The organism is Streptomyces thermodiastaticus (genome assembly GCF_014656135.1).
In the GTDB taxonomy this organism is placed as follows: Bacteria; Actinomycetota; Actinomycetes; order Streptomycetales; family Streptomycetaceae; genus Streptomyces; species Streptomyces thermodiastaticus.
In genome coordinates this window covers 77,701-100,188 of record NZ_BNBV01000021.1, presented here as the reverse complement: position 1 = coordinate 100,188, position 22,488 = coordinate 77,701, and the positions used below count along the sequence as shown (strand labels likewise).

Sequence of the window (22,488 nt, the reverse complement as noted above, 5' to 3'; positions counted from 1 at the left end):
ACACGGCCTAGCGTGAACCCATGGGTATCTCGCTGCTGCTGATGTCCGACACCCATCTGCCCAAGCGTGCCAAGCAGCTGCCCGCGCGGCTGCTGGCCGACCTGCCGCGGGCCGATGTCGTCGTCCACGCCGGCGACTGGGTGGACGTGGCCACGCTCGATCTGCTGGAGCAGCGCAGCCGCAGACTGATCGGCGTCCACGGCAACAACGACGGTCCGCAGCTGCGCGCCCGCCTGCCCGAGGTCGCCCGCGCGGAACTCGGCGGACTGCGCTTCGGCGTGGTCCACGAGACCGGGCCCGCCCGGGGCCGTGAGGCGCGCTGCGCGGCCCGCTTCCCGGACCTGGACGTCCTGGTCTTCGGGCACAGCCACATCCCGTGGGACAGCGTCGCTCCCGGAGGGCTGCGGCTGCTCAACCCCGGATCGCCCACCGACCGCCGCCGCCAGCCGTACTGCACCTACATGACCGCCACCGTCGCCGACGGCCGTCTCACCGGGGTCGAACTCCACCGGCTGCCGCCGCGCCCCGCACGCTGACCGCTCCCGGGCATCCAAGGGGGCACTCATGCGGAGGCTCCGTACGGAGGGCGGCCCGCTGTCAGGGGCCGCCCCGGGGTCACTCTTCCCCTTCTCGTGTGCGACTTCCCGGCGAGAACCGGGCCGCTCCGTCCGCGGAATCGGCCCGGTGACTGCGACATCGCGCTGTCACGGACCTCCTTCCAGGGATGTGTGCCGCGCATGTGCGGGCAGAGGCGTGCATGCCACCTCGTCCGCCGGTGCGCGCATACCCCTGATGCGCCACCTCAATCACCCGATTCACCCGGATCTCGGATGTCCAGGGATGCGCGGGCCCGCGTGCCGCGTCACCTGCGCCGCAGCCGCCGCAGCCACACCACCAGCAGCGCCACCGCCGCGACGGCTCCGGCCGCCGCCGCGGCACGCCTGGCCACCGGGACGCCGGCGGCACGCAGGAGATCCAGTGGTTCGGTCTCGTCGTGCGCCCGCCCGGTGCCTGCCGGGGTGCGTGCGGCGGCCTCCGCACCAGGGGCCGGCTGCCCACTGGGCTTCTCCGGGCGGCCGGCCGCGGGCTCCGGCGCGGGACCGGTCTCCTCCGGTCCGGTCTCCTCGGGGCCGGTCTCCTGCGGGGCCTGCGCGGGCGGTCCGGCGAGTCGCTGGGCCAGGCAGTCGGCGAACTGCCCCACCAGCCGGTCGCCGACCTCGGCCAGCACGCCCCGCCCGAACTGTGCGGGACGGCCGGTCACGGTCAGATCCGTCACGACCGTCACCGCGGTGCCCGTCCCGCGCTCCGTCAGCGTGCCGGTGACCGTGGCCCGTGCCGTGCCCTGGCCGCGGGTCTCCCGGCCGCTGGCCGTCAGCACCAGCCGGTGCGCCGCCGCGTCCTGCTCCTCGAAGACCGCCGTGCCCTTGTAGGAGACGGTGACCGGGCCCAGTTTCACCTTCACCGAACCGGTCACGGTCTTGCCGTCGTACTCCTCGACGGTGGCACCCGGCAGGCACGGCGCGATGCCCTCGATGTCGAGCAGGGCCCGCCAGGCGTCCTCGACCGGGACGGGAACGGTGAACTCGTGGCGCAGCTCCATGACTTCCTCCTGGCACTCGGGCGGAACCGGTGGTGGCGGGGCGCTCAGGCCGAACCGTTGGCGTGGATGGCTCCGGTGGTCGCGGTCAGGGGTGCCCCGGTGCCGCCCCAGCGCAGCGCGACGATCTCCGCCGCGACGGAGACGGCCACCTCCTCCGGGGTCCGGGCCCCCAGATCGAGGCCGATCGGGGACCGCAGCCGGGCCAGCTCCTCCTCGGTCACCCCGGCCTCCCGCAGCCGCTCCAGCCTCTCGTGGTGGGTGCGCCGGCTGCCCATCGCCCCGATGTAGGCGGCCGGCCGGACAAGCGCCTCCCGCAGCAGCGGCACGTCGAACTTCGGGTCGTGGGTGAGCACGCAGATCACGGTGCGCTCGTCGGTGTCCGTGCCGTGCAGATAGCGGTGCGGCCAGTCGACCACCACCTCGACCGCGTCCGGGAACCGCTTCGGGGTGGCGAACACCGGACGGGCGTCGCACACCGTGACCCGGTAGCCGAGGAAAGAGCCGATCCGTGCCACCGCGGCGGCGTAGTCGATCGCACCGAAGACCAGCATGCGCGGCGGCGGGGCGAAGGACTGCAGGAACACGGTGACGGAGTCCTCGCGGCGCTCACCGCGCGGCCCGTAGTGGCGCAGCCCCGTCGAGCCGAGCGCCAGCTCGCCGCGGGCGTCCGCGGTGACCGCCGCGTCCAGCCCGGAGCTGCCGAGGCTGCCCGCCACCGTCTGCGGCCACACCGCCAGCACCGCCCCGCGCGGTGCGGGCCCGTCGACGACGGTGGCCACGGTCACCGGCTCCCCAAAGGCCACCGACGCGGCCACCGCCCCGAAGGCGGGATCCGACTCCCAGGTGACCGGCCGCACCAGCACACCGATCTCGCCGCCGCAGGTCAGCCCGACCGCGAACGCGTCCTCGTCGCTGTAGCCGAAGGTCTCCAGCCGTGCCTCGCCGTCGGCCACCACCTGCCGGGCCAGCTCGAACACGGCTCCTTCCACGCATCCCCCGGAGACGCTGCCCACCACCTCGTCGTCCGGGCCGACCGCCATCGCCGCGCCGGGATCGCGCGGGGCGCTGCGGCTCACCGAGACGACGGTGGCCAGACCGAACGGCACGCGCGCGGCGTACCAGCGCTCCAGCACCGGGAGGATGTCACGCACACTCCGCTCCTTTCCCGCCGGCCGTGCGGACCGGGGCCGGCCCGGCGTCCGCGCCCCGCACCACCGCCGCCAGACGCTCCAGCGCCGCCAGACTGTGACCGGCGACGAAGGCGTCCACGCTCGGCAGCGCCGCCGCCATGCCCGCGGCCAGCGGCGCGTAACCGGGCCGCGCCTTGAGCGGGTTGGCCCACACCACCCGGTGCGCCAGCCGGTGCAGGCGGCGCATCTGCTCGGCGAGCAGCGCCGGGTCGCCCCGCTCCCAGCCGTCCGACAGCAGCACCACCACCGCGCCCCGCGCCATGCCGCGCTGCCCGAACCGGTCGAGGAACGCGCGCAGCAGCTCGCCCAGCCGGGTGCCGCCCCGCCAGTCCGGCACCGCCTCGGCGACGGCGGCCATCGCCAGGTCCGGATCCCGGTGGGACAGCTCCCGGGTCACCCGGGTCAGCCGGGTGCCGATGGTGAACACCTCGGTGCGCCGCCCCCTGACCGCCGCGTGCGCGAACCGCAGCAGCGCGTCCGCGTACGGCCCCATGGAGCCGCTGACGTCGACGAGCAGCACCACCCTACGGGGCCGGTCCACCCGCGCGTGCCGCCGCAGCAGCGCCGGTTCGCCGCCGTGCCGCAGCATCTCCCGCACGGTGCGGTGCGGGTCGACGGCGCCGCGCCGGGCCGGCCGCCGGCGTGCGCTGCGCCGCGACCGGCCGCGCAGGGAGAACGCCGCCAGCAGCCGGTCGAGCTGCGCACGTTCGGCGGCGTCCAGCGTGGCCACGTCGCGGTGGCGCAGCACCTCCGCGGAGCTGGCGAGCGAGGCGACGGGCGGCCCCTGCGGCTCACGGTCCCCCTCGCCCGGACGCGACCCTGCGGGCGCCTCGCGCACCAGGGGGCGCAGCCGGGGCGGGGGAGCGGACCGGCGCGGCGGGCGGCGCGGCGGGGCGGCGGCGTCGAAGTACGCGGCGAACACCCGCTCGTAGCGGTCCAGATCGTCCCGGTCCCCGCACAGCGTCAGCCGTCCCGCCCAGTACACGTCGCTCCGCACCCCGGGCCGCAGCGCGTCCACCGCCCGCAGGAACGCCTGCGTCCGCTCGGCCCCGGCGTCCACCCCGGCCGCGCGCAGCGCCCGCGCGAACCCGAGCAGCGCCGCATCGGCGCGAAGCCGTTCGCCCGCGCCCGCCGCGCCGCCGGGGGCCGCCGCGCCGCTCATGTCGCCCGCCCCGCGAGGACGGCCGCGAAGTCCAGCGTCCGGGCCCGGTCGGTGTCCTCCCGGTACTTCAGCACCGCGCCCAGCGTGGCCACCGCCAGCTCGGCGTCCACCTCGCTCGCACCCAGCGCGTCCAGGGCACGGACCCAGTCGAGGGTCTCGGCCACGCCCGGCGGCTTGAGCAGCTCCTTGCCGCGCAGCGCCTGCACCAGCGTGGTGACCTGCTCGGCCAGCCGCGCCGAGACCTCCGGCAGCCGGCGCCGCACGATGGCCAGCTCCCGGGCGAAGTCCGGATGGCCGAACCAGTGGTACAGGCAGCGCCGCTTCAGCGCGTCGTGCACCTCCCGGGTGCGGTTGGAGGTGAGCACGACCACCGGCGGCTCCTCGGCCCGCAGCGTGCCCAGCTCGGGCACGGTCACCTGGAACTCCGACAGCACCTCCAGCAGGAACGCCTCGAACTCGTCGTCGGCACGGTCGATCTCGTCCACCAGCAGCACCGACGGCCGGGTCTGCAGCGCCCGCAGCAGCGGCCGGGCCAGCAGGAACCTGCGGTCGTACAGTTCCCGCTCCAGACGGTCGGCGTCCCGCACCCCGGCCGCCTCGGCGGCCCGCAGGTGCAGCAGCTGCCGCGGGAAGTCCCACTCGTACAGGGCCTGGGAGGCGTCGATGCCCTCGTGGCACTGCAGCCGGATCAGCGGGGCACCGAGTGCCTCGGCGAGGGCGGAGGCGAGCGCGGTCTTGCCCACGCCCGCGTCGCCCTCGCAGAACACCGGCCGGTGCAGCTTCAGCGCCAGGAAGCACGCCACCGCCAGCCCGTCGTCGACGAGGTAGCCGGTCTCCTCCAGGCGGGCCCGCATCTGTGCGGGGCTGTCCACACCGATGATCGGCGCTCACCCCATTCCGGCGGCGGCCAGCACCGCCCGCTCGGTCAGCACCCGCGCCAGATGCGCCCGGTACTCGGGCGAGGCGGAGGCGTCCTGCGAGGGCCGGGTCCCCTCGGCCGCGAGCCGGGCCGCCCGCGCCACCGCCTCCGCGTCCCCGGCGCCGCCGAGCGCCTCCTCGGCGGCCGTGGCCCGCAGCGGTGTCGCGCCCATGTTGGTCAGGCCGATCCGCGCCTCGGCGACGTGTCCGTTCTCCCGCCGCACCAGCGCCGCCACCCCGACCATCGCCCAGGACTGGGCGACCCGGTGGAACTTCTCGTACCGGAAGCCCCAGCCCTCCCGCTTCGGCACCCGGATCTCCACCAGCAGCTCGTCCGGGGCGAGGGTGGACTGCAGATAGTCCGCGAAGAACGCGCCCGCCGGGATCGTGCGCCGCCCGCCCGGCCCCACGGCCACCAGCTCCGCGTCCAGCGCCAGGGCCACCGCGGGCAGGTCACCGGCCGGGTCGGCGTGCACCAGGGAGCCGCCGAGGGTGCCCCGGTGCCGGACGGCGGGGTCCGCGACCGTGGCGGTGGCCTGCGCCAGCAGACCCGCGTGCCGCCGCACCAGCGGATCGCGCATCACCTCGTGATGGGTGGTCAGCGCACCGATGACGAGGCGGCCGTCCTCCTCGCGCACCCCGCGCAGCCCGGGGATCCGGCCGATGTCCACCACGAGGTCCGGGAACGCCAGCCGCAGCCTGAGCAGCGGCAGCAGGCTCTGCCCGCCGGCCAGCACCTTGGCGTCCTCCCCGGCATCGGCGAGGGCGCGCACGGCCTCGTCCAGACCGGCCGGGCGTACGTAGTCGAACGCGGGGGGAATCATGCCGCGGCCTCCTTCCGCGCGGCGCGGATCGCCTGCCAGACCCGCTCCGGTGTGCACGGCATCCGGACGTCGCGCACCCCCAGCGGGCGCAGCGCGTCCACGATCGCGTTGACGACCGCCGGGGTGGAGGCGATGGTGCCGGCCTCACCGACCCCCTTGACGCCCAGCGGGTTGGAGGTGGCGGGGGTCTCCGTGCGGTCGGTGACGAACTCGGGCAGGTCGGCCGCGGACGGCACCAGGTAGTCGGCCATCGTGCCGGACACCAGGTTGCCCTCCGCGTCGTACACCGCCTCCTCGTACAGGGCCTGCGCGATGCCCTGGGCGAGTCCGCCGTGCACCTGCCCCTCCACGATCATCGGGTTGACCACCCGGCCCACGTCGTCGACGCACACATAGGAACGGATCCGGGTGTGCCCGGTCTCGGTGTCCACCTCCACCGCGCACAGGTGGGTGCCGTGCGGGTAGGAGAAGTTCTCCGGGTCCAGGACGTGCTCGGCGTTCAGGGTGGGCTCCATGCCGTCGGGCACGTCGTGCGAGGTGAACGTGGCGAACGCGACCTCCTGGATGGTCTTCCGGGCCTCCGGGGACCCCTTCACCGAGAACACGCCGCCCTTGAACTCCAGGTCGTCCTCGCCGGCCTCCAGCAGATGGGCGGCGACCTTGCGCGCCTTGTCCACCACCTTCTGCGCCGCCCGGTGCACCGCCGCGCCGCCGACGACCAGCGAGCGCGAGCCGTAGGTGTCCATGCCCTGCGGGGCCGCCTGGGTGTCGCCGTGCACCACCTCGACGTCCTCGAACGGCACCCCGAGCACGTCCGCGGCGATCTGGCTCCAGCTGGTCACATGCCCCTGCCCGTGCGGGCTGGTGCCGGTGACCACCTCGACCTTGCCGGTGGGCAGCATGCGGATGCTCGCCGCCTCCCAGCCGCCGGCCGAGTACCGCAGGTCCCGCAGCACCCGGCTCGGGGCGAGCCCGCACATCTCGGTGTACGTCGAGACGCCGATGCCGAGCAGCACCCGGTCGCCGCGCTCGATCCGCTCGCGCTGCTCGGCGCGCAGCGCGTCGTAGCCGAACAGGGCGAGCGCCTTGTCGGTGGCCGCCTCGTAGTTCCCGCTGTCGTAGGTCAGGCCCGCGATCGAGGTGTAGGGGAACTCCTCGTGCCGGATCCAGTTGCGGCGCCGCAGCTCCACCGGGTCGAGCCCGAGTTCCGCGGCCAGCTCGTCCATGATCCGCTCGATGGCGTAGGTGGCCTCCGGACGCCCGGCGCCCCGGTAGGCGTCGGTGGGGGTCTTCGTGGTGAACACGCCGGTGCAGGTGAAGGCGTAGGCGTCCATCTTGTAGATCGCCGGGTACATGAACGCCCCCAGGATGGGCACGCCCGGCGTGACCAGCATCAGATAGGCGCCCATGTCGGCGAGCAGGTCCACCTTCAGGCCGAGCAGCTTTCCCTCGCGGGTCGCGGCGATCTCGATGTCCTGGATCATGCCGCGGCCGTGGTGGGTGGCCAGGTAGCCCTCGGAGCGGGACTCGGTCCACTTCACCGGGCGGCCCAGCTTCCGCGCGACGGCCAGGGCGACGGCCTCCTCGCCGTACACCTGGAGCTTGGAGCCGAAACCGCCGCCCACGTCGGGCGCCACCACCCGCAGCTTGTGCTCGGGCACGCCGGTGACCGTCGACAGCATCACCCGCAGGATGTGCGGGATCTGCGTCGCGGAGTACACCGTGTACTCCCCGGAGGCGGCCAGCGGGGTGACGACGACCGCGCGCGGCTCCATCGCGTTCGGGATGAGCCGCTGCTGCTCGTAGCGGCGGGTGAGGACGACGTCCGCCCGCTGCCTGACCGTCTCGTAGTCCTCGCCGGCCTCGAACGGCCACACATAGGCGCGGTTGGTGCCCTTGTCGGAGTGGACGAGCGGGGCGTCCTCGGCGAGCGCCGCCTCGAGGTCCATCACCGGCGGCAGCGGCTCGTAGTCGACCTCGATCGCCTCCAGCGCGTCCGCGGCCGCGTACCGGTCGCGGGCCACCACGACCGCCACCGGGTCGCCCGCGTGCCGCACCTCGTCGACGGCGAGCGGCGGGTGGGCGGGCAGCACCATGTCCTCGGTGACCGGCCACGCGCACGGCAGCGAGCCGAGCCCGTCGGCGAGGTCCCGGCCGCTGAACGCGGCGACCACGCCGGGCCGCCGCAGGGCGGGGGAGACGTCGATGCGTTCGACGCGGGCGTGCGCCATGGGGCTGCGCAGGAACGCCAGGTGCAGCAGCCCGGGGACGGTGATGTTGTCCGTCCACATGGTCTGGCCGGTGACCAGCCGGGCGTCCTCCTTGCGCAGCCGGGCCCGGCCGACCTCGCGCTCGACGGCCTGGTCGGTCATGCCGTCACCTCCTGGGCCGGCGCGGCCGGTGCCGGGGCCGCGGACTGCTCCGCGGCGGCGAGCACGGCCCGGACGATGTTCTGGTAGCCGGTGCAGCGGCACAGATTGCCTTCGAGTCCGGCGCGCACCTCCTCGGCGGTGGGGTGCGGGTTCTCGCGCAGCAGATCACGGGCGGCCATGATCATCCCAGGGGTGCAGTAGCCGCACTGGAGCGCGTGATGCTCGTGGAAGGCCCGCTGCAACGGCGTCCACGCGCCGTCGCGGGCCAGGCCCTGCACCGTGGTCACCTCGCTCCCGTCGGCCTGGACGGCCAGCACCGTGCAGCTCTTGACGCTCGCGCCGTCCATCTCGACCGTGCACGCCCCGCAGTTGGAGGTGTCGCAGCCGACCGGGGTGCCGGTCAGGCCGAGCCGGTCCCGCAGATAGTGGACCAGCAGCAGGCGCGGTTCCACGTCGTCCTCGTACGTCGTGCCGTCCACCGTGACCGAGATATGGGTCATGTGCCCTCCAGGGACCGTATGGGCGTGTGTGAGGGAGTTCAGCGACCAGCGTGGTGTACGTCACTCTATGGCCGGGCCGCGGGCAGGGCGAGTGGTGTGAAGGGAACTGTCCGGGATTCCTCCGCGGCGCGGGTGACGGCCCGTTCAGGGCGCGGTGACGGTCCGTCGGCGGCGGTGCCGTGTCCAGCAGAGTGACCGAAGGGGCTTCCCAGTCGAAAGTTTCGGCGCCGGTACCGACCGCAGGACGGGTGCGTTCCCTCCCTGGTGCGACTCGCCGCTTCCCCTGTGCGCACCCCTTGACCCTCGTGAGCGCGCGCCCTTAGATTCCCACGAGTCATTCGTATTTCTGATGCACGTTCATGTATGTGATCACCTTGGGAGTGCGGTCGTCGCGCTCGGCGGATCACGAGGCCGAAACTTTCGGTCTGGCCGGCGGATCTGTCGACTCGCCTCCCCGCCCCGCGAGAAGAAGGTCTCCCCATGCACTGGCTCGACTGGGCCGCCGTCGGCGCCTACTTCCTGATCATGCTGCTCATCGGCCTGTGGTCGCACCGGCGCGTCGCCGACGTCTCCGACTACTTCACCGGCGGCGGCAAGATGCCCTGGTGGCTGACCGGCATCTCGCACCACATGTCCGGCTACAGCGCCGCCGTGTTCGTCGCCTACGCCGCTGTCGCCTACACCTATGGCATCACCGTCTACGTCTGGGCGTTCCTGCCGCTCGCCCTGGGCACCGGCGTCGGCGCCTGGCTGTTCGCGCCCCGCTGGAACCGGCTGCGCCGGCGCTTCCAGGTCGCCTCCCCGCTGGAGTACCTCGCCCGCCGCTACAACGTCCCCACCCAGCAGGCCCTCGCCTGGAGCGGCGCTCTGCTGAAGGTGTTCGACGTCGCCGCGAAATGGGCGTCGGTGGCCGTGCTGCTGAAGGTCTTCACCGGCATGTCGATGACCCACGGCATCCTGCTGACCGGCACCGTCACCCTGCTGTACTGCACGGTCGGCGGCCTGTGGGCGGACGCCCTGACGGAGTTCGGCCAGTTCGTCATCCAGGGCGTGGCCGCGCTGTCCATGATGGGGATCGTCCTCGACCGGCTCGGCGGGATCTCCTCCCTCGGCACCCTGTGGCACCGGCTGCCCGCCGGGCACACCGACCCGCTCGTCGGCCCCTACACGGCCGGCTTCCTCACCGCGTACGTCGTGGTGAAGCTCTTCGAGTACAACGGCGGCATGTGGAACCTGGCCCAGCGCTACATGGCCACCGACTCCCCGCGCGCCGCCCGCCGATCCGCAGCGCTGTCGGCCGGGCTGTACCTGGTCTGGCCGGCCGTGCTGCTGCTGCCCGCGGTCGCCGCGCCCGTGCTCATGCCGCACATCGCCGATCCGGAGCAGACCTACGCGCTGATGGCGCAGTCCTTTCTGCCCGCCGGTCTGGTCGGTCTCACCCTGGCCGGCATGTTCTCCCACACCATGGCCATGGCCTCCTCCGACGCCAACGCCATCTCGGCCGTGGTCACCCGGGACATCCTGCCCGCCCTCCTGCCCTCCTTCCGTGACGCCGGCACCGAGCGCGGCCTGCGGGCGGCCCGCGTGTTCACGGTCCTGTTCATCACCGTGTCCATGGTCGTCGCCATCGAGGCCGACCACTTCGGCGGCGTCCTCGGGATCATCGTCGGCATGGTCGCGGCCGTGATGGGCCCGATCTCCATCCCCATGCTGCTGGGGCTGCTGCCGGCCTTCCGGCGCTGCGGGCCCCGGGCCGCCCTCACCTCCTGGGCGCTCGGCCTCGCCGGGTACTTCCTCGTCAAGTACGGCATCGACGGCGCCTCCCAGACCGCCGTCGTCGTCACCCCGCTGGTCACCTCGCTCGTGGTCTACGCCGGCCTCGGCCTGCTGTGGCCGGAGGCGGACGAGCGCGCCGACGCGGTGGTCCGGGCCGTCTCCCGCCCGGACCCGGTGCCCGGCACGGCGGCGCGCCCGGTGACCGAACGGCCCGCGTAGGACGCCGGCGGCAGGGGCCGCGCAGGTCGCCGGCGGCACGAGAGCGACCCTGCGCGGGCGCCGCACGGTGGCGGCCGGGCGGGCCCGGACCCGGCGGGCCCGGCGCCGGGCGCGTCCCGGGACCAGACGGACCGCCCCGGCCCGCCGTCTGCGGCGGATCCCCGGGGCCGGGACACGGCGGCGCGGGAGGGCCGCCCGCAGCAGCGCGCGCACCACGGCCGCGGCCGACGGACGGAGCACGGCACCGGCGGCCGGCGCGCGGCGCGGCCCGGCCGAGTGCGCCCCGCCCAGCCCGGCACGCGCGGAGAAGGTCCAGGTGAGCCGGGAGCTGACCTGGACCCGCGCGGCCTTTCTGCCTACGCGTGCCATGCCCGGACCGTGATCGTCCCGGCGCGGTCCCGGCGGGCGCCGAAAGCCTGTGCCAACGGCGGCAGCAGGGCGGACGCCATGCGCTCCCCGGCGCCCCGCAGCGGGGTGCGCGTGCCGGGGCCGGCGACGAATGCCGTTGCGGTCCCCATGGGCACCTCCTCACCGGCCGGCGGCCCGGCCGGAGCGGACCCGCCGGCGGAACTCTCCTCACCAGCTCCTCCGAGCGTGCTGCGCTGCGGCGGCCCCGGCAAACGCAGCAGCAGCCGGACGCCTCCGCACCGGTCGCCGGCGCGGGGGCGTCCGGGTACGGGGGCGTCCGGCTGCGGGGGCGTCACCACGAAGGGCGGACGGGCACCGCGAGGGGAGCTGCGGACCTGCCGGTCAGGCGGTGGGCCGCAGCGGCGGCACCGTGGGCACCTCGGTGGCCGCGGCGATGTCCTCCGCGGTCATCCGGAAACCGGCCGGGTAGGCGTCGCGGTCGGTGCGCCGGGCGGGCTCGCTGGTGCGCCACATGTACAGGCAGCGCGCGCACTGCAGCACCTCCCAGACACCGGGCACGGGCGAGGAGTGCACGTGCTCGATGCCGTCGTGGGCGCAGCGCGGGCAGACGGTCGGGGCAGCGGACATGGTGATCTCCTCGATGCGTGGCTCGTCGGGGCGTCGGCGGTCAGCGGCGCGCGGCCAGGGCCTGCAGCCGGGTGAGCCACTCGGCCGTCTCGGGCAGGTCGTGCACCGGGGTGCCGTAGTTGCCGCGCCGGTCGGCTCCGACCGGGGTCGTCGCGTCGACGACCAGCTTGTCGACGACACCGGGGGTCTGGGCCTGCGGAGCCAGCTCGACCACGGGCAGGTTCGGGATCCGGATCAGGTCGCCGGCCGGGTTCATCTTGGTGGACAGCGCCCACATCACCTGCGGCAGGTCGAACGGGTCCACGTCCTCGTCCACCACGATCACCGTGGAGGCGTAGCCGAGGCCGTGCGGTGTGGTCAGCACCCGCAGCCCGACCGCCTTGGCGAAGCCGCCGTACCGCTTCTTCGTGGACACGATGACCACCAGGCCGTGGGTGTAGGACGCGTTGACCGCCTGCACCTCCGGGAAGTCGGCCTTGAGCTGCTTGTAGAGCGGCACCGCGGTGTTCGCGGCGATCAGGTAGTCGCACTCCGTCCACGGCATGCCGAGGTAGAGGTGCTCGAAGACGGGGTCGGTGCGGTAGGAGATCCGGTCGATGCGGATCACCGGCATGCTGCGGCCGCCCGAGTAGTGGCCGGTGAACTCGCCGAAGGGACCTTCGATCTCGCGCTTGCGGCCCTCGATCACACCCTCGATCACGACCTCCGAACCCCATGGCACCGGCAGGCCGGTCAGCGGGGCCCGGCTGATCGGGGCGGGCGCGCCGCGCAGCACACCGGCCAGTTCGTACTCGTTCTCCTCGTACTTCATCGGCGTGGACGCGGCGATGCTGATCACCGGGTCGTTGCCGAGCGTGATCGCCACCGGCAGGTCCTCGCCGCGCTCCTCGGCGGTGCGCAGATGCAGGGCGATGTCGTGCACGGGCACCGGCTGCAGGGCGAGCTTGCGCTTGCCCTTGACCTCGATGCGGTAGACACCGACGTTCTGCTTGCCGGAGTTCTCCGGGTCGTCGGGGTCCTTGGAGACGACCGCGGCCTTGTCGATGTAGAAGCCGCCGTCGCCGTCGTTGAGGCGGATCAGCGGCAGCACCTCGAAGATGTCGACGTCGTCGCCCTCCAGGGTGTTCTCCGCCCACGGCGGGTCCTCGCGCCACTCGGGGGCGACCGGGAAGTCGTCCCAGCGGCGGATGAACTGGGCCACCTGCTCCTTGGCCGGCGTCTCCTTGGGCAGGCCGAGGGCCAGGGCGTGGTTGGCCCAGGAGCCGTGCACGTTCATGGCGATACGGGCATGGGTGAAACCGCGCACGTTGTCGAAGTACAGCGCGGGCGCGGCGTCACCGAGGCGCGGCGCGGCGTTCGCGGCGGCCGCGATGTCCGGCTCGGGCCGCACCTCGTCGGTGATGCGCAGCAGCTGGCCGGCGTCCTCGAGCGCGGTGAGGAAGCCGCGCAGATCGTCGTACGGCATGAAGGTCTGCCTTTCGGTGCCGAGACATGTCTCGTGGTCGGAGCGAAGAGAGGACGGAGCGGCGGGTGGCTGTCCGGGCCCGGTGGCCGGTGGTGCCGGACGGGCGGGGATCAGCCCGCGGGCCGCAGCGTGCGGGCGGCGCGCATGCCCTCCCAGCGGCGGGCCGCCGGAGCCGGCAGGCCGAACTGGTCCAGGACCCGGGTCACGATGTGGTCGACGATGTCGTCCACCGACCGCGGGTGGTTGTAGAACGCGGGCATCGGCGGCACCACCTGCACGCCCATGCGGGTCAGGGACAGCCTGTTCTCCAGGTGGATCTCGCTCAGCGGCGTCTCACGCGGCACCAGGACCAGCCGGCGCCGCTCCTCGAGCACCACGTCGGCGGCCCGTCCCACCAGCCCGTCGGCGTACCCGGCGCGGATGCCCGCCAGTGTCTTCATCGAACAGGGCACGATCACCATGCCGTCCGTGCGGAAGGAGCCCGAGTAGATGGCCGCCCCCTGGTCCTCGGGGGCGTAGGAGACATCGGCGAGCGCGGTGACGTCCGCGACCGACAGCCCGGTCTCCAGCTCGATCGTGGCGCGCGCCCAGCGGCTGAGCACCAGGTGGGTCTCCACCTCCGGCAGCTCGGCCGGCATCTGCAGCAGCCGGACACCGAACACTGCGCCCGCCGCGCCGGTCATGCCCACGATGAGTCGCACGGTGAGGACTTCCTTCCGCCGAAGACGGCACGTGCCGACCGTTTCGGTCACCTGCGCCCTTACCCATCCGACGTTAGGAGCGGATCCGGAGCACAACGGCGTATCGTGGAGACACGCCATGGACAGAAACGGACACCGGGGCCGTGCCGGGCGGGCCGACGTCACCCGGATCCCCTACCGTGCCGCCGCCGGCGCCCCGCCCGGGGCCGAGGTGCTCGACCTGCCCGGACTGCAGGCACGGGCCCGCAGCCACGGACTCGACGTGTACGCGGCCAAGCGGCCCGCCTTCCACGAACTGATCGCCGTCCGCCGCGGCACCCTGCGCTGCTCGCTCGACTTCAGCGCCCACGAGCTGCGGGCGGGCGACTGGCTGTGGGTGCGCCCCGGACAGGTCCACCAGTACGACTCCGACCTGACCGCCGCCGAGGCCACCGTCGTGCTGTTCACCCCTGGCTTCCTCACCTCCGCCACGGCCGAGGCGGCACGGGTCGACCAGCCGGTGTGGCGGGCTCCGCTGACCCCCACCGGGCGGGACGCGGAGGCACTGCGCAGGGTGCTGGACCTGCTGGAGGCCGAGTACCGGCAGCTGACCGGCCTGCCGCTGACCGTGCACATCGACGTGGTACGGCATCTGCTGTCCGTCCTGGTGCTGCGCCTGACCCACGCCCGGGGCGCGGAGCGCGCCGCCGGCAGCGGCGGCGAGGCGTTCCGCCGCTTCCAACGGGCCGTGGAGCGGGACTTCACCCGCACCCACCGCGTCGAGGACTACGCCCGGGCCCTCGGCTACAGCGTGCGCACCCTCACCCGGGCCACCCGCGCGGCCGTGGGCACCGGCGCCAAGAGCTTCATCGACGACCGCGTCCTGCTGGAGGCCCGCAGGCTGCTGTGGCACACCGACCTGCCCGCCGCGGCCGTCGGCGACCGGCTCGGCTTCCCGGACGCCACCGTGTTCGCACGCTTCTTCCGGCGCCGCACCGGCGAGACCCCGGCGGCGTTCCGGGCCCTGGCCCGCGGCACCGGGCGCTGAGACCGGCCGCCGCCCTCGTTCCGCGATCTTCGCGTGCCGATCCGTCCCCTTACCGATCAGTTGCGGCGTAGTGTCGGGAACGGACAACGGCCGAGGGAAAGGACCTCCTCATGGCGCAGGACGTACGCGGCGTGATCGCACCCGGCAAGAACGAGCCCGTGCGGGTCGAGACGATCGTGGTGCCCGACCCCGGGCCGGGAGAAGCCGTGGTGCGGGTCCAGGCCTGCGGTGTCTGCCACACCGACCTGCACTACAAACAGGGCGGCATCACCGACGAGTTCCCCTTTCTGCTGGGCCATGAGGCCGCAGGCGTGGTGGAGTCGGTCGGGGACGGGGTCACCGACGTCGCCCCCGGCGACTTCGTGATCCTCAACTGGCGCGCGGTGTGCGGCCAGTGCCGGGCCTGTCTGCGGGGCCGGCCCTGGTACTGCTTCGACACCCACAACGCCCGGCAGAAGATGACGCTCACCGACGGCACCGAACTGTCGGCGGCCCTCGGCATCGGCGCGTTCGCCGAGAAGACCCTGGTGGCCGCCGGGCAGTGCACCAAGGTCGACCCGTCCGTCTCCCCGGCCGTGGCCGGGCTGCTGGGCTGCGGCGTGATGGCCGGCATCGGCGCGGCCATCAACACCGGCAACGTCACCCGCGGCGACTCGGTCGCCGTGATCGGCTGCGGCGGCGTCGGGGACGCGGCGATCGTCGGCGCCCGCCTGGCCGGCGCCGCGAAGATCATCGCGGTCGACGTCGACGAGCGGAAGCTCGACACCGCCCGCTCCATGGGCGCCACCCACACCGTCAACTCCCGCACCACCGACCCGGTCGAGGCCATCCGCGAACTGACCGGCGGTTTCGGCGCCGACGTGGTCATCGAGGCCGTGGGCCGCCCCGAGACCTACCGGCAGGCCTTCTACGCCCGCGACCTGGCCGGCACGGTCGTCCTGGTGGGCGTGCCGACTCCGGAGATGAAACTGGAACTGCCGTTGCTGGACGTCTTCGGACGCGGCGGCGCGCTCAAGTCCTCCTGGTACGGGGACTGCCTGCCCTCCCGCGACTTCCCGATGCTCATCGACCTGCACCAGCAGGGGCGGCTGCCGCTGGAGAAGTTCGTCACCGAGACCATCCAGCTGGACGAGGTGGAGAAGGCGTTCGAGCGGATGCACCACGGCGACGTGCTGCGCTCGGTGGTGGTGCTGTGATGACCGCCCGCATCGAACGCCTCGTCACCTCCGGGCAGTTCACGCTCGACGGCGGCACCTGGGACGTGGACAACAACGTGTGGCTCGTCGGCGACGACCACGAGGTGATCGTCATCGACGCCGCCCACGACGCCGACGCGATCGCCGCCGCGGTCGGTGACCGCCGGCTCACCGCGATCGTGTGCACCCACGCCCACAACGACCACGTCAACGCCGCACCCGCGCTCTCCGACCGGACCGGCGCGCGGATCTGGCTGCACCCCGACGACCTGCCGCTGTGGAAGATGACCCACCCGCACCGGGACCCGGACGAGCATCTGAGCGACGGTCAGGTCATCGAGGCCGCCGGAGCCGACCTGCGGGTGATCCACACCCCGGGGCACGCCCCGGGCGCGGTGAGCCTGTACGACCCCGGTCTCGGCGCCGTCTTCACCGGCGACACCCTTTTCCAGGGCGGCCCCGGCGCCACCGGCCGCTCCTACTCCCACTTCCCGACGATCATCGAGTCCGTGCGCGACCGCCTGCTGACCCTGCCGCCCGAGACGCGGGTGCTCACCGGCCACGGCGACGCCACCACCATCGGCGACGAGGCACCCCACCTCGACGAGTGGATCGCCCGCGGTCACTGAGGCGGGCGGCGCCGCCGCATGCGACGGCGGGGCTCCCCGGTCCGGCGGATCAGGGCCGCCCCCGCAGCGGCACCAGGGGCGGCGACGGCCGCGGGCGACCCGTGACCGTGGTGGACGGGGTGCGGCCGTCGTGGACGGCCGGTCCGCGGGGCCCGGCTGCCGCCGCCGGCCGCCGTGCGCGGGTGAGCCGGGGCAGCCCGCTGCCGTTGCCGGGCTGTCCCACGTGACGCTTGTCACCGCACTGCCCCCGTCCGCCCCGTCCCGGCGGCCGGTCATCAACTGCCCGTTCGCGGAGTGGCCTTGACGTGATGAGCACCACGGTCCGATATGCCCGAATCACTCCTACTTACTCACGCCGTCTTCACGCCGACCGGCATATGCTTCACAGCATGTCCATCACTGTTGAACCCGCCTCCGAGCGATCGGCCGCGGAGGTCAACGAGGAGATCCGTGCCCTGTGGCGCCGGGCGGGCGGAAGGCTCACCACCGAGCAGCGTGAGCAGTACCAGCGCCTGGTCATGGAGTGGGCCGCGGCCGCATGGCACTCGGGCCGGGCCGCGTAGGTCCCGCCGAGGTGCCCGCCGCGTCTGTGTCGCGCACGCGGCCGGCCCGCACCGGCCTCATGGCCTGCCCGTGCTCCGACGCACCGGCCCGGCCCGTGCGACGGCCCGGCCGGGCCCCGTAGCGGACGCGGTCCGCGTCGTCCGCCCGCACCGTCCCCGGGCGAGGCCCGCTCCTCCGGCCTTCGGGGCTGTTCCCGTTCTCACGGCATCCGCAGCTCGTCCGTTCGTCCGTAGTCGTCCCGCCGCCTGCACCGGCGAAGGCGCCCGCTTCTCCGGGCGCCTGCCCGCCTCTCGAGGCGCTCGTCTCTCCCGATGGCATGCCCACCGTGCGCCTCGGGCCCCGTCGCCCGGTTCCGTCAACGCCTGGCCCTCCCGTATCCCTCGTGCGACGGACCCCGGGGCCGTGTCCGACGGGCTAGGCTGCGGGCGCGTGAGGGCGGAGGGAGCAGGCGCCGCGGACGAGCGCCGAGGAGTCGAGGGACGGACCGGTATCGCGAGCCGGGCCGAGCCGGTCGGAGCGGCCCTGGACCGAGGGCGCCGGTGCGTCGCGTGGCTCTCCGGGCACGCCGGCTGGGTCCTCGCCGGCTCCCTGGTGCTGCACGCCCTCGTCCTCGCCGCCCATCCGCCCGCACCCCTGGACCTGCGGGTCTACCGCGAGGGTGCACCGCATGTGCTCACCGGCGGCCTGTACGACTACGCGCTGCACACCAAGCCGCCGATCCCCGTCCTGCCGTTCACCTATCCGCCGTTCGCGGCCCTGCTGTTCCTGCCGCTGTCCCCGCTGCCCTGGACGGTGCTGCTCGCCCTGTGGCAGGCGCTGTCGATCGCCGCCCTGGTCGTCCTCGCGGCGGGCGCCCTCGGGCTGCTCACCCCGCGCCCCGGCGGGCGCACCCGGGACCTCGCCCTGCTGTGGGCCGCCGCCGGACTGTGGACGGCGCCCGTGCGCCACACCCTCGACCAGGGGCAGGTCAATCTGCTGCTGGGCGCGGTCGTCCTGGGCGGTCTCGCACTGTGCCGCAGCGCGGTGGCGCGGGGCGCGGCGGTGGGACTGGCGTCCTCGGTGAAACTGACCCCGGCCGTCGCCGGTCTGTATCTGCTGGTCACCCGGCAGTGGCGGGCGGCGGTGTGGGCCGTCGGCACGGGGATCGCGACCGTGGTGCTGGCCTGGTGCGTCGCCCCGCACGAGTCGGTGCGCTACTGGACGGAGCTGGTCACCGACACGCGCCGCGTGGGTCCGGTCTGGACGATGCGCAACCAGTCCCTGCGCGGGGCCCTGACCCGGCTGCTCGGCCCGGACGTCACCGCCTCACCGCTGTGGTGGGCGGCGCTCGCCGGGGTGACGCTCGCCGCTGCCTGGGCGCTGCGCTCCTGCGTGCGCCGGGGCGATCGGCTCGGCGCCCTGGTCGCCGTGGAGCTGTACGGGCTGCTGGTGTGCCCCATCTCCTGGGGGCACCACTGGATCTGGTGTGTGCCCGCCATGATCTGGCTGGCCCACGGGCCGGGCCGGGGGCACACGCTCAGCCGTGTCACCCTCGCCCTGTGGGCCCTGGTCACCGTGACCCGCCTGGTGCCGCGGCTGACCGGGGTGGAGGACGGCCTGCCGCGGCACGATCCCTATCCGGCGCTGCTCGCCTGGCCCGGCACGGTCTACGCCGTGTGCGCCGTGCTCACCCTCCTGGCGCTGGCCCGCGCCGACAGCGGGCGGCGACGCCCCGCCGTCCCCGCCGCCTCTCGCCCGCACCGCGCGCCCGACCGTTCGCCGCTGCCCTGACCCGCACCGGCCGGGCAGGGCGGCCCGGTTCAGTTCCGGGCGGGGGACGGGTCGTCGACGAGCTGGAAGACCGGCTCGCCCCGCACCGGGTCCTTCGCCGTGATCAGCCGCACCCGGTCACCGCCGTGGATGCCGATGGGCGGGCCCATGACCCGGCCGCGGACGACGAAGCCCTCGTTCATCTCGATCAGGGACACATTGCGCGCGGCCGGGGAGTTGCGGTGCACCACGGTGGAGTGGCGGACCGTGCCGAGGCCCTCGCTGCGCTCGGTACGCAGGTCGCTGCCCCGGCACACCGGACACAGCAGCCGGTGGTACATGGCCGTACCGCACCAGGTGCAGCGCTGGAAGTACAAGGCCTCCGTGTCGCGGGCCTCGGACTCCAGCAGGCCGGTCGCGGAGCCGGCCACCGGACGAGCGGCATTTCCTGACAGGTGGTACACGCTGGTCAACTCCCTGCGCTGAGCCGGAGATCCCGCACGCGGCGGAGCACCCGCGTACGGGTGTGCGCGGTACGACGGCGCCACCGTGCACACCATCAGATTATGGCACTGAGTGCCGCCGGTAAAGGCACTGCGTACCCTCCGGCGTGCCCGGCCCGGGACGGCCCTGGACGACACGGCCGTCGAGCAGGCACGGCAGCCCCGGCCGCACGGCCGTCGAGCAGGAAGGAGACGGAGAACCAGGGGACCGCACATCGCGCACACCGCACCGGCAGCGCACCGGGGCGAGGTGTGCACGGGGCGGGGGAGCGGTGCCAGGGATGTGGGTGCCGGGGATGTGATCGGGCGATGCGGTGTGCGACGGCAGGGGCGGTGCGCACGGCGCGATCCGGGCGAGCAGGCGAGCAGGGCTCTCGATCGGTCCACGAACCGGCTGTCGATGCGGGTGTCGGACGCAACTTGGAGGCATGGCGGTGATCGTCCGAGGGTGCGGCGTGGCTGAGCCGGAAGAGCACACGTTCACGCGACCGTCTCGCTCGCCTGAGCCGCCGACCTGGTCGTGGGCCCGCCGGTGTCACGGCGGGCCGACGCGGCTGGGCGCAGGTGCCCTCAGGGGGACCCGGGCGGGTAGATGCTGCGGTCCTGCGCGGAGTCCTGCCGGTCGCCGTTGAAGATGACGTGCCGGGCCGGGGAGGCGCCGGACAGGGCCCAGATGCCGACTCCGCACGCGATGACGACCATGACCAGCACGATCGCCACGGTGAGGGCGCGGCGCCGCAGGTCCCGGCGGCGCCACTGCCGGCGCGCCCGTTGGTAGGCGTCCGGTGACTCCTGGACCGTGTCCGCGAGCCCGGCGAGAGCCGACCGCAACCGTTCTTCCGTACCCCCGTTCATGCCTCGGCTCCCTTCAGGATGCTGCTGAGTCTCGCCATGCCTCTGGATGCGTGGGATTTCACGGCGCCCTGGGAGATGCCCATGGTCCGGGCGATCTCCGCTTCGCTCAGATCCAGCCAGTATCGCAGCACGAGCACCTGGTGCTGCCGGGTCGGCAGGGTGCGCAACGCGCTGACCACGTGCCGGTGTTCGTCGCGGAGTAAGGCGTGTTGTTCGGCCGAGTCCTCGGTGAACTCCACGTTCTGCTGGGCGTGCCGGCGCACCACGCGCAGATGGCGGAAACGCATCCGGGTCAGGTTGAGGATCACCCCGCGCAGATAGCCGACGGCGGCGTCCTTGTCCCGTATCCGTCCCCAGCGGCGCTGGAGCTGGTAGAAGGCCTCGGCCACCACGTCCTCCGCGTCGGGCCCGGCGCCGAGCAGGACGGCCAGGCGGAGCAGACCGGCGTGGTGGGTCTCGAACAGGGCGGCGACCGCGGTGTCCCGGTCGGTGTCCGGCGTGACCGCGGCGGTGTGCTCGGCCACCGCCCCCTCCTCCGCTTCCCCGCGGTGATCGGCACGGGTGAGTGGTCTGGTGGGGTTCATCCGCTACTCCTCCTGGTTCACCGCGGCTCGAAGGGTCAGTCGATGCGAAAGGCGAAGCGGGAGCCGCGCCGCGCCACGGGGTCGCCGGGTGCGAGCGCGTCGGGGCCGCGGACCACGCCCAGGCGGTCCAGGACCGGGGTGAGGAGCACAGCCACGGCCAGGTTGAGGGCGAGTGCGACCAGGGCGGTGTAGAGCGAGATCCGCCCGGTTCCCGAGCCGAGGGTCACCACGGAGTCGAAGCCGTCCACGACGGTCAGCAGGGTGCCGCTGGCCATGCCGACCGCCCAGCCGGCCAGCAGGGCCCGGCGGTGGAACCAGCGGGTGTAGGCCGCGCATCCGACGGCGGGCACCGTCTGGATGATCCAGACGCCGCCCAGGAGATGCAGGTTGACCGCGTCCTGCGGTTGCAGCAGCAGCGCGAAGACGAGGGCGCCCAGGACGAAGGCGGTGGCGGCGAAGCGGGCAATGCGCACCTCGTGCTTGGGGGTCGCCGTCGGGTTGAAGTACTCGGTGTAGACGTTGCGGGTGACCAGCATGGCCATGGAGACGGCCATGACGGCGCCGGGCAGCAGGGCGGCGACGGCGAGGCCGCCGAGGAGGAGTCCGGCCAGCCAGGGTTCGGCCAGCCGGCGCAACAGCTCCGGCGCGGCGAGTTCGGCGTGGCCGGGCGGGGTGGTCACGCCGAAGGCGAGCGCGGCGAAGCCCAGGTAGGCGAAGAGGCCGAGGGCGAAGGTCCACATCGGCAGGGCGAGGACCGCCCGCCGGACGGTGTCCGCTCCACGGGCAGCCAGGGCGACCGTGAGCACCTGGGGGTACATCAGCTGGGCGAGCACGCTGCCACAGGCGAGCGTGACATAGGCGGTACGGGTTCCCACGGGCGGCACCAGGCTCATCCCCTGGCCGGCCAGGCGCCGTCCGGCCTCCTCGAAGACCCGTCCGGCGCCCGCGCCGCCCTGCGCCACCAGCGTCAGCGAGACGACCAGCAGCACCGCCATGAGGACCGCCTTGAACCCGGCGACGCGCACGCACACCCGCAGGCCGCGCGGCAGCAGGGCGGCGGTCACCAGGGCGAACAGGAGCACGATCCCCAGCACCACCCGGGGGTCCGCGAGGTCGACACCCATCGCCCGCAACGCCGCTCCCAGGCCCACGACCTGCAGCGCCAGATACGGCATGGTGGCCAGCAGCCCGGACAGCACCACCGCCAGGGCCAGGGCGTGCGAGCGGTACCGGGCGAGGGCGAAGTCCGCGGTGGTGAGCAGGTCGTACCGGCGCGCCATGGCGTGCAGGCGCGGCAGCACGAAGAGGGCGGCGGGTGTGAGCAGCAGGGTGTAGGTGAGGGCGTAGAGCCCGAACCCGCCGGTGGCGTACGTCAGTCCGGGCACTGCGACGACTGTGTACGCCGTGTACACCGTGCCGCCGAGGATTACCACCGTGGCGCCGAGGCCCAGGCCGCGCCGGGCCAGGGCCCAGCCGGCCGGATCGGGCAGCTCCTCGCGGTCCCGGCGGCCGGAGAGCGCCCGTGCCGCGACCGCGACGCCCGTCACCACCAAGGCGAAGAAGGGCAACGGACTGCCACTCACAGACGCCATGGCGGTTGACGCTAGGGGTTCCTCTGCACCCGGCGCAAGCGGCTCCGGGACGAGATCTCCGCATCG

The 22,488-nt window shown here is 73.8% G+C and carries 22 protein-coding genes; 7 read left to right on the top strand and 15 right to left on the bottom strand.

Annotated features, from left to right (window positions below; translation table 11 throughout):
- Positions 1–26 precede the first annotated feature (26 nt).
- Positions 27–536, top strand: a complete 510-nt coding sequence (locus IE286_RS19240) for a metallophosphoesterase family protein (protein WP_189798032.1) — start codon at positions 27–29, stop codon at positions 534–536.
- A gap of 326 nt (positions 537–862) precedes the next feature.
- Here IE286_RS19240 and IE286_RS19235 read toward each other — a convergent pair whose 3' ends face one another.
- The 7 genes from IE286_RS19235 to IE286_RS19205 are packed head-to-tail and all read right to left on the bottom strand — an operon-like array spanning position 863 to position 8,566.
- A complete protein-coding gene (locus IE286_RS19235; protein WP_189798002.1) occupies positions 863–1,600 on the bottom strand; it encodes an SRPBCC family protein in 738 nt (245 codons plus the stop codon).
- Between the two features lie 44 nt (positions 1,601–1,644).
- The gene (locus IE286_RS19230) at positions 1,645–2,751 is read right to left on the bottom strand and encodes an XdhC family protein (protein ID WP_189798001.1); all 1,107 of its coding nucleotides are present in this window, start codon (positions 2,749–2,751) and stop codon (positions 1,645–1,647) included.
- The gene (locus IE286_RS19225) at positions 2,744–3,952 is read right to left on the bottom strand and encodes a vWA domain-containing protein (protein ID WP_189798000.1); all 1,209 of its coding nucleotides are present in this window, start codon (positions 3,950–3,952) and stop codon (positions 2,744–2,746) included. The genes IE286_RS19230 and IE286_RS19225 overlap by 8 nt, the downstream gene beginning before the upstream one ends.
- Entirely contained in the window at positions 3,949–4,806 is an 858-nt protein-coding gene (locus IE286_RS19220; RefSeq protein ID WP_189798031.1) for an AAA family ATPase, read from the bottom strand. Before IE286_RS19220 ends, IE286_RS19225 begins: the two co-directional genes overlap by 4 nt.
- Before the next feature lie 33 nt (positions 4,807–4,839).
- The gene (locus IE286_RS19215) at positions 4,840–5,694 is read right to left on the bottom strand and encodes an FAD binding domain-containing protein (RefSeq protein WP_189797999.1); all 855 of its coding nucleotides are present in this window, start codon (positions 5,692–5,694) and stop codon (positions 4,840–4,842) included.
- Entirely contained in the window at positions 5,691–8,066 is a 2,376-nt protein-coding gene (locus IE286_RS19210; RefSeq protein ID WP_189797998.1) for a xanthine dehydrogenase family protein molybdopterin-binding subunit, read from the bottom strand. Before IE286_RS19210 ends, IE286_RS19215 begins: the two co-directional genes overlap by 4 nt.
- On the bottom strand, positions 8,063–8,566 hold the full coding sequence (locus IE286_RS19205) for a (2Fe-2S)-binding protein (protein WP_189797997.1): 504 nt from the start codon (positions 8,564–8,566) through the stop codon (positions 8,063–8,065). The genes IE286_RS19210 and IE286_RS19205 overlap by 4 nt, the downstream gene beginning before the upstream one ends.
- Before the next feature lie 480 nt (positions 8,567–9,046).
- Here IE286_RS19205 and IE286_RS19200 point away from each other — a divergent pair, with 480 nt between their 5' ends.
- Positions 9,047–10,561 (top strand): sodium:solute symporter family protein, encoded by a 1,515-nt coding sequence (locus IE286_RS19200; RefSeq protein ID WP_189797996.1) that lies wholly within the window; start codon positions 9,047–9,049, stop codon positions 10,559–10,561.
- Positions 10,562–10,917: 356 nt separating this feature from the next.
- Here the strand turns inward: IE286_RS19200 and IE286_RS19195 are convergent, their stop codons facing one another.
- From IE286_RS19195 to IE286_RS19180, 4 genes are all read right to left on the bottom strand, one after another.
- Positions 10,918–11,079 (bottom strand): hypothetical protein, encoded by a 162-nt coding sequence (locus IE286_RS19195; protein WP_189797995.1) that lies wholly within the window; start codon positions 11,077–11,079, stop codon positions 10,918–10,920.
- 232 nt (positions 11,080–11,311) lie between these two features.
- Positions 11,312–11,557, bottom strand: coding sequence for a non-oxidative hydroxyarylic acid decarboxylases subunit D (locus IE286_RS19190; RefSeq protein ID WP_189797994.1), 246 nt, complete (start codon positions 11,555–11,557; stop codon positions 11,312–11,314).
- A gap of 40 nt (positions 11,558–11,597) precedes the next feature.
- Positions 11,598–13,022, bottom strand: a complete 1,425-nt coding sequence (locus tag IE286_RS19185; protein WP_189797993.1) for a non-oxidative hydroxyarylic acid decarboxylases subunit C — start codon at positions 13,020–13,022, stop codon at positions 11,598–11,600.
- Positions 13,023–13,132: 110 nt separating this feature from the next.
- Complete coding sequence (locus IE286_RS19180; RefSeq protein WP_229863159.1) at positions 13,133–13,723, bottom strand: UbiX family flavin prenyltransferase; 591 nt, start codon at positions 13,721–13,723, stop codon at positions 13,133–13,135.
- A gap of 118 nt (positions 13,724–13,841) precedes the next feature.
- Between IE286_RS19180 and IE286_RS19175 the strand changes: the two genes are divergently transcribed.
- The 5 genes from IE286_RS19175 (at position 13,842) to IE286_RS19155 (ending at position 18,909) form a co-directional block, all read left to right on the top strand.
- On the top strand, positions 13,842–14,750 hold the full coding sequence (locus IE286_RS19175; protein ID WP_189797992.1) for a helix-turn-helix transcriptional regulator: 909 nt from the start codon (positions 13,842–13,844) through the stop codon (positions 14,748–14,750).
- A 110-nt stretch (positions 14,751–14,860) separates the two neighbouring features.
- Complete coding sequence (locus IE286_RS19170) at positions 14,861–15,946, top strand: S-(hydroxymethyl)mycothiol dehydrogenase (protein ID WP_189797991.1); 1,086 nt, start codon at positions 14,861–14,863, stop codon at positions 15,944–15,946.
- Positions 15,946–16,575 (top strand): MBL fold metallo-hydrolase, encoded by a 630-nt coding sequence (locus tag IE286_RS19165; RefSeq protein WP_189797990.1) that lies wholly within the window; start codon positions 15,946–15,948, stop codon positions 16,573–16,575. The genes IE286_RS19170 and IE286_RS19165 overlap by 1 nt, the downstream gene beginning before the upstream one ends.
- Before the next feature lie 377 nt (positions 16,576–16,952).
- Positions 16,953–17,138: a hypothetical protein gene (locus tag IE286_RS19160; protein ID WP_125498309.1), complete on the top strand. Its 186-nt coding sequence runs from the start codon at positions 16,953–16,955 to the stop codon at positions 17,136–17,138.
- 430 nt (positions 17,139–17,568) lie between these two features.
- Positions 17,569–18,909, top strand: coding sequence for a glycosyltransferase 87 family protein (locus IE286_RS19155; RefSeq protein ID WP_229863158.1), 1,341 nt, complete (start codon positions 17,569–17,571; stop codon positions 18,907–18,909).
- Positions 18,910–18,938: 29 nt separating this feature from the next.
- On the opposite strand, the gene IE286_RS19150 is transcribed toward IE286_RS19155, so the two are convergent.
- The 4 genes from IE286_RS19150 to IE286_RS19135 form a co-directional block, all read right to left on the bottom strand.
- The gene (locus IE286_RS19150) at positions 18,939–19,352 is read right to left on the bottom strand and encodes a Zn-ribbon domain-containing OB-fold protein (protein ID WP_189797989.1); all 414 of its coding nucleotides are present in this window, start codon (positions 19,350–19,352) and stop codon (positions 18,939–18,941) included.
- A 609-nt stretch (positions 19,353–19,961) separates the two neighbouring features.
- A complete protein-coding gene (locus IE286_RS19145; protein WP_189797988.1) occupies positions 19,962–20,246 on the bottom strand; it encodes a hypothetical protein in 285 nt (94 codons plus the stop codon).
- Positions 20,243–20,770, bottom strand: coding sequence for a SigE family RNA polymerase sigma factor (locus IE286_RS19140; protein WP_229863148.1), 528 nt, complete (start codon positions 20,768–20,770; stop codon positions 20,243–20,245). The genes IE286_RS19145 and IE286_RS19140 overlap by 4 nt, the downstream gene beginning before the upstream one ends.
- A 95-nt stretch (positions 20,771–20,865) precedes the next feature.
- Positions 20,866–22,422, bottom strand: a complete 1,557-nt coding sequence (locus tag IE286_RS19135; protein WP_189797986.1) for a sodium:solute symporter family protein — start codon at positions 22,420–22,422, stop codon at positions 20,866–20,868.
- Positions 22,423–22,488: the final 66 nt, after the last annotated feature.